7 protein-coding genes are annotated in these 5194 nt (G+C 38.4%); 4 read left to right on the forward strand and 3 right to left on the reverse strand.

The features are described 5' to 3' along the window. The first annotated feature begins 194 nt into the window (after positions 1 to 194). Positions 195 to 518 (forward strand): hypothetical protein, encoded by a 324-nt coding sequence (locus U0M88_RS00650; RefSeq protein ID WP_117446026.1) that lies wholly within the window; start codon positions 195 to 197, stop codon positions 516 to 518. Positions 519 to 746: 228 nt separating this feature from the next. Here the strand turns inward: U0M88_RS00650 and U0M88_RS00655 are convergent, their stop codons facing one another. From U0M88_RS00655 to U0M88_RS00665, 3 genes are read right to left on the reverse strand one after another with little or no spacing between them, the layout of a single operon-like run. Next, the gene (locus U0M88_RS00655; protein WP_331868594.1) at positions 747 to 1283 is read right to left on the reverse strand and encodes a flavin reductase family protein; all 537 of its coding nucleotides are present in this window, start codon (positions 1281 to 1283) and stop codon (positions 747 to 749) included. Between the two features lies 1 nt (position 1284). Beyond that, positions 1285 to 1773 (reverse strand): peptidylprolyl isomerase, encoded by a 489-nt coding sequence (locus U0M88_RS00660; protein WP_022790520.1) that lies wholly within the window; start codon positions 1771 to 1773, stop codon positions 1285 to 1287. A 3-nt stretch (positions 1774 to 1776) separates the two neighbouring features. After that, positions 1777 to 2634, reverse strand: a complete 858-nt coding sequence (locus U0M88_RS00665; protein WP_331868595.1) for a DegV family protein — start codon at positions 2632 to 2634, stop codon at positions 1777 to 1779. Between the two features lie 79 nt (positions 2635 to 2713). Between U0M88_RS00665 and U0M88_RS00670 the strand changes: the two genes are divergently transcribed. From U0M88_RS00670 to U0M88_RS00680, 3 genes are all read left to right on the forward strand, one after another. Further along, positions 2714 to 3463, forward strand: a complete 750-nt coding sequence (locus tag U0M88_RS00670; protein ID WP_331868596.1) for an LD-carboxypeptidase — start codon at positions 2714 to 2716, stop codon at positions 3461 to 3463. A 15-nt stretch (positions 3464 to 3478) separates the two neighbouring features. After that, complete coding sequence (locus U0M88_RS00675; protein WP_117446021.1) at positions 3479 to 4300, forward strand: hypothetical protein; 822 nt, start codon at positions 3479 to 3481, stop codon at positions 4298 to 4300. Then, the coding region (locus U0M88_RS00680; RefSeq protein ID WP_331868597.1) for a DEAD/DEAH box helicase at positions 4260 to 5194 on the forward strand (935 nt) is incomplete at its 3' end. The genes U0M88_RS00675 and U0M88_RS00680, both read left to right, overlap by 41 nt.

Here is a 5194-nt window from a genome sequence, read left to right on the forward strand (position 1 = left end):
GAAGGGAACTGTTCCCTTTGTGACAAAAGACATATGTTCTTTTGAGCTGCCAATTGATGTGTTTACACTCTATCAAAACTAAAAAACATCATTTTTAATTCTCTACATCAACTTTTTAGTTGAATTTAGCGAAAAAAATTAATAAAGTTTCCCATTTTTTACGTATATATATAACAGAAAGGATGGGAAAATTTATGATAGAGACAAAAAAGATCAAATCCACAAAAAAGTTGGAAGACGTTATTTCTACCGTTACGAACCTGGCAGCTGACATGGAAGTTGATGTAGATATGGTCCTTGCCTTATTTCGTATGGGGAATCAACGTATCATGCCGATCTTGCGTAATGATCTGAAACAAAGAGATATTGTTGCTTTGTTGTCGGCAATCATTGCACAGGAACAGCGAGATGAATTGGCTCCGATCAATTGGAACATGGTTCTTGAAGAAATATGGTCTCAAATGACAGATGATCAAAAAGATCGTATGTTAGGAAAATCAAATCTAGGTTTGAACTAGGGGCATTGCACAGGCAATGCCTTTTCCGCATTATGTTTGCTTGAATAAGGTCTTGGGGATAGTAGAGAAAGAAGTTACTAAGTAAAACCATAAAAGGTTGTGCTAATAATAAGTTTAAACGATATGGGTAAGAGTTAAGGGATATTAGGATAAACAAGGATATCTTTGAAAAATAGAATTTGAAAGTCTGCAAACAAAAACAGCTGCTCAAAATGAACAGCTGCTGTATCAATCTAAAATATATGCTTTTTTAATGTGAGCGATATACATGACATGGATATCCTGATTGCTTCCGGGAACCGAAGAATCTACATCTTGTGGATAATAGCGCTTTTGTTGCTCTGCCGGTATTTTGTGGAGCTCCTGATTTTGGCTATACAAGACTTCACATTCTAAAGTCAGCGGGAGTTCTTTGATGGCTGGTACATTAGCCGTTTCACCGGGAACCAAGGTTAGATTCATCTCTTTGATCTTGTCGTGATCTTTTCCACTGTGGGTTCCGCAATAACCGATGATGTTTTTGACATCTTGATCGATAGAAACATTAATAGTAAATTCTTTGGATCGATCTAACATTTCTTTGGTGTATCGACTTGTACGCACAAAGGCTATGAAGATGGGTAAACCCCATTCGATGCCGATCGTACCCCAGCCAATCGTCATTGTATTGACCTTTTCTTTATATTTCGTGGTTAAAAGAATGCCTTGATCTAACTTGGACAGGACTTTTTGCGATTCCTTTAAGATATCAATTTCCTTTTTCATGTTATTCCTCAATGAGTACGATAGACTGCATTTTTTGTTCAGTTAAAGGACGATCCTGGAAATTGGTTGGTGTATTGGCAATTTCATCAACCACATCCATGCCATCTAAAACTTTTCCAAAGGCGGCATATTGTCCATCTAGATGTGGAGCATCCTGATGCATGATGAAAAACTGCGAGCTGGCGGAATTTGGGTCCATAGCCCTGGCCATAGAAAGAACACCACGTTCATGTTTTAAAGGATTGACGAATCCGTTAGATTGGAACTCCCCGGGAATGTTCTTTTTAGAACCGCCCATGCCAGTTCCTAATGGATCGCCACCTTGAATCATAAATCCGGGAATTACACGATGGAAAATCAAACCATCATAAAAGTGATCTTTGACTAGGTTCACAAAGTTTTCTACGGTCTTTGGGGCAATTTCCGGATAAAGCTCAGCTTTGATTTCTTTTCCGTTTTCCATTGTTATGCAAATAGTTACTGTTTTCATAAACTATACCTCCTCTATAAACTGCAAACATGTACATTTCATACCAGTGTGTACGGCAATGACACTACTGATGACTTCAAATTGAATGTTTTCTTCCGGCATACCGGCTTCTAACAGTGTCTTTTTCATCAAATCAACGCCTTCCTGGTATTCCGTATGAATCAAAAAAGCTTTTGTATGTTGAATATCTTTCATTTGTTGAATGGCTTGTTCAAGTGCAAACTGATAAGCTTTGGATTCGGTGCGCACTTTTGAAAAGACATTGATTTTTCCGCTTGTCTGTTGATTGATCTGTAAGATCGGGAAGATCTTTAACAGAGAAGCCAGTTTGGCAGCCATTGGGGTCAATCGACCGCCACGTTTTAAGTGCTCTAAATCTTTTACCAGGATGATCGAATTCGCATTCTGTATTTTTGGCTGCAGACATTCCAAGATTTCTTTGGATGATTTGTGTGCATCTACCAATTTTTTAGCTTGGATGGCCACATATTTTTGTATCTGACAAGTGCTGAAACAATCTAATAATACAAAAGAAATGCCAATTTCCTGTGCTACACTCTGCATAGTAGCTGCTGTGGTGGAAAGACCGGACGTTAATGGAACCCCCAAAATCGTATCATATCCATCAGCCTGAAGCTTTTTAAATAAAGTTTCAATGCGTGAATAAACAGGCATGCTGGTTTTAGGAAGCTCCTTGTTCTTTAATCTTTGATAAATTTGTTCGGTCGTTATTTCTTCTAAATCTTGATAAGCGGTTTGCCCGAAGGTAATCTGTAAAGGAAGTACATGAATTCCCAGACGTTTGCCTTCTTCAAAGGACATATTGGAACCGGTATCTGTCACAACTGCGATTTTTTCCATGTTCATACCCTTTCTTTGTTTTCTGTCTTTAAGATGGTATCATTATACCATCTTAAAAAAGAGTGTAAAGGAGAGCACTATGCCTAGTAAGATTGGAATATGCCGTTTGTCAAATCCGGTTTATCCGGAATCGATTGAAAATGTATGTCAAGCTTTAAAAAAAGAAGGGCATTTGGTTAAGATTACGCCCTATCTGAGTGAAGATGTCGATGGAAAGACAAGAGCCGCGCATTTAAATCAGTGGTTTCAGGAAGATTTTGATTTTATCTTTGATGTGAGTGGTGGTGATCTTGCCAATGAATGCCTTCCGTATGTTGATCTTTTGGCGTATCAAAAGAGTCCATGTATATTTTGCGGGTATAGTGATCTGACTTGTGTATTAAATGCTCTGGGGCTAAAAAAGAAGGTATTGTTGTTTCAGGTTCGTCATCATGAGCCCATACAGGAAGTATTGAATTTGGTGAATAAAGATTTTTCGATCGTATATACGAATCAAGCTTATATCGGTGGAAATATTCGTTGTTTTTTAAAGTTGGCCGGAACAGAATATTTCCCAAATCTGGAAGGACGTTCTCTTTTCTTAGAAAGCTATTCCGGCAATCGCTACCGGATTCGTTCGTATCTGGCACAGCTGGAAATGATGCATGTTTTTTCTTCCATCGATTCTCTTCTTTTAGGTCAGTTTACTGAACTGGATCAAAATCAGGATCGAGAATGGTTGATCGATTGGGGCAGGCAATTCAATATACCGGTTTATCACACTTTTCTGATTGGTCATGCGCCGACTTCAAAGGCTTTGTGGATCGGCCAGGATTCTGTTACACTGTAAAACGGAGGCAATAATATGAAGCAGACTTTTACAAAAAGAAAACCCAGCTTTTCCTTTAAGAATATAATGGCACCTATGGGGTGGGCTATCTTGTTGAGTTTTCTTTATAATTTATTTTATATTTACGGAACGATTTTTTTAGGCTCTTCTCTATTGTTGATCGTATATACGATTCTTTTGGGAATGGCATCCGCGGTTGGTTTATATTGGATTTGTACCAAGATCTGGAAAGTTAAATTTGAACGGACAAAAGAGGTTTTATTGCCGATATTGGTTGTGGAAGCCGTTTTATTGATCATAACATTAGGTGTTTTGTCGCCTTTACATAGTGTAGTCTATGCATTGGATCAATGGTATGTATCGATTCCTTATCAAGTATTATGCGCGCTGTTGATCGTACTGGCACAGCCTTTGCAGCTATGTATGTACAGTGCTTTGGCACAAAACATCACCGGCGCAAAAGAAATCAAAGATTATATCGAGGATAAGTTTCTACATTCCTTTAAATCCATTTGGAATCAATACTGTATGATCTTATTGTTGGTTTTATTTGTCGATACGCTGACAAGAGGTATTTTTTCCATTGGAGCAGGCTTTGATGGCTATGCGATTCTTTCGAGCATCCTCGTTTTTGGAAATCCGATGTTCTCCTGGATGTTTGCCTTTGTGATGTGGGCTTCGGCCGGCTTGAATACGACAATGTTGATGAATCTTTTCATTTTATTTTTGACCGGACTTTTTTATCTTGTAGTGGAATGTAATTTTTTATCAAAGGTGGGAGTGACATGGATCGATCATGGAACTAAAAAAAATAAAACTCACAAAAAGAAGAAGTGATTTTCTTCAAAAGATGAATGCGAAAACGGTGGAAGATGTACTGCGTATCTATCCTCTTCGTTATGATTCCAGACAGGCAGTGCCTTTTTCTTTGTGGAAAGTAAAGGATAATGTCTGTTTTGAAGGTTTGATTTGTTCAAAGGCAGTTGTGGTTCGCTTTGGCAAGAATCGTTCTATGACAAAGTTTAAAGTTATCAGCTGGAATGAAGAATTAACGATCACTTTATTTAATCGTCCATGGACAACGCAGTTTACCTATGGAAAAAAGATCACTTGTTTTGGAACGTATCAAGGACAGAATAATGTCACAGTAGCCCAATATAATTTTAAACCGATCGAAAAGCAGTTAGGGATCATACCGGTGTATTCTTTAACCGAAGGAATGAAACAATCGGATATACAAGCCATTACTGATGCCGCTTTGCCTTATGCCGATACGATAGAATCTGTTGTACCGGAACGACTGGTTAAAAAATATCGCCTTTTGGATCTTTCAACCGTTCTTCATCAGATTCATAAACCACAGAGCCAAAAGGCTTTACAGGCAGCTATACGCACTTTGAAATATGAAGAGTTTTTGCGCTTTCAATGTGTTATGCAGGCTTTACATAAAGAAGAAGTACAAATCAGTAAGAAACCAAAGCGTTTTTCGATGAAGAAAGTGGAAGAATTTGTACAGAGCTTTCCCTATGTATGCACGCCAGATCAAAGAAAAGCTATCGATGATGTATTGGAAGATTTATCCAGTACCAAGATCATGTTTCGTATCATACAGGGCGATGTCGGCTGTGGAAAAACCATGGTGGCCAGCACGGCTTTCTATGCCGCTTATCTTTCAGGTTGTCAGTCTTGTTTTTTGGCGCCTACAGAGATTTTGGCACGACAGCACTATGA

This window comes from Faecalicoccus sp. (assembly GCF_036552745.1).
In the GTDB taxonomy this organism is placed as follows: domain Bacteria; phylum Bacillota_I; class Bacilli_A; order Erysipelotrichales; family Erysipelotrichaceae; genus Faecalicoccus.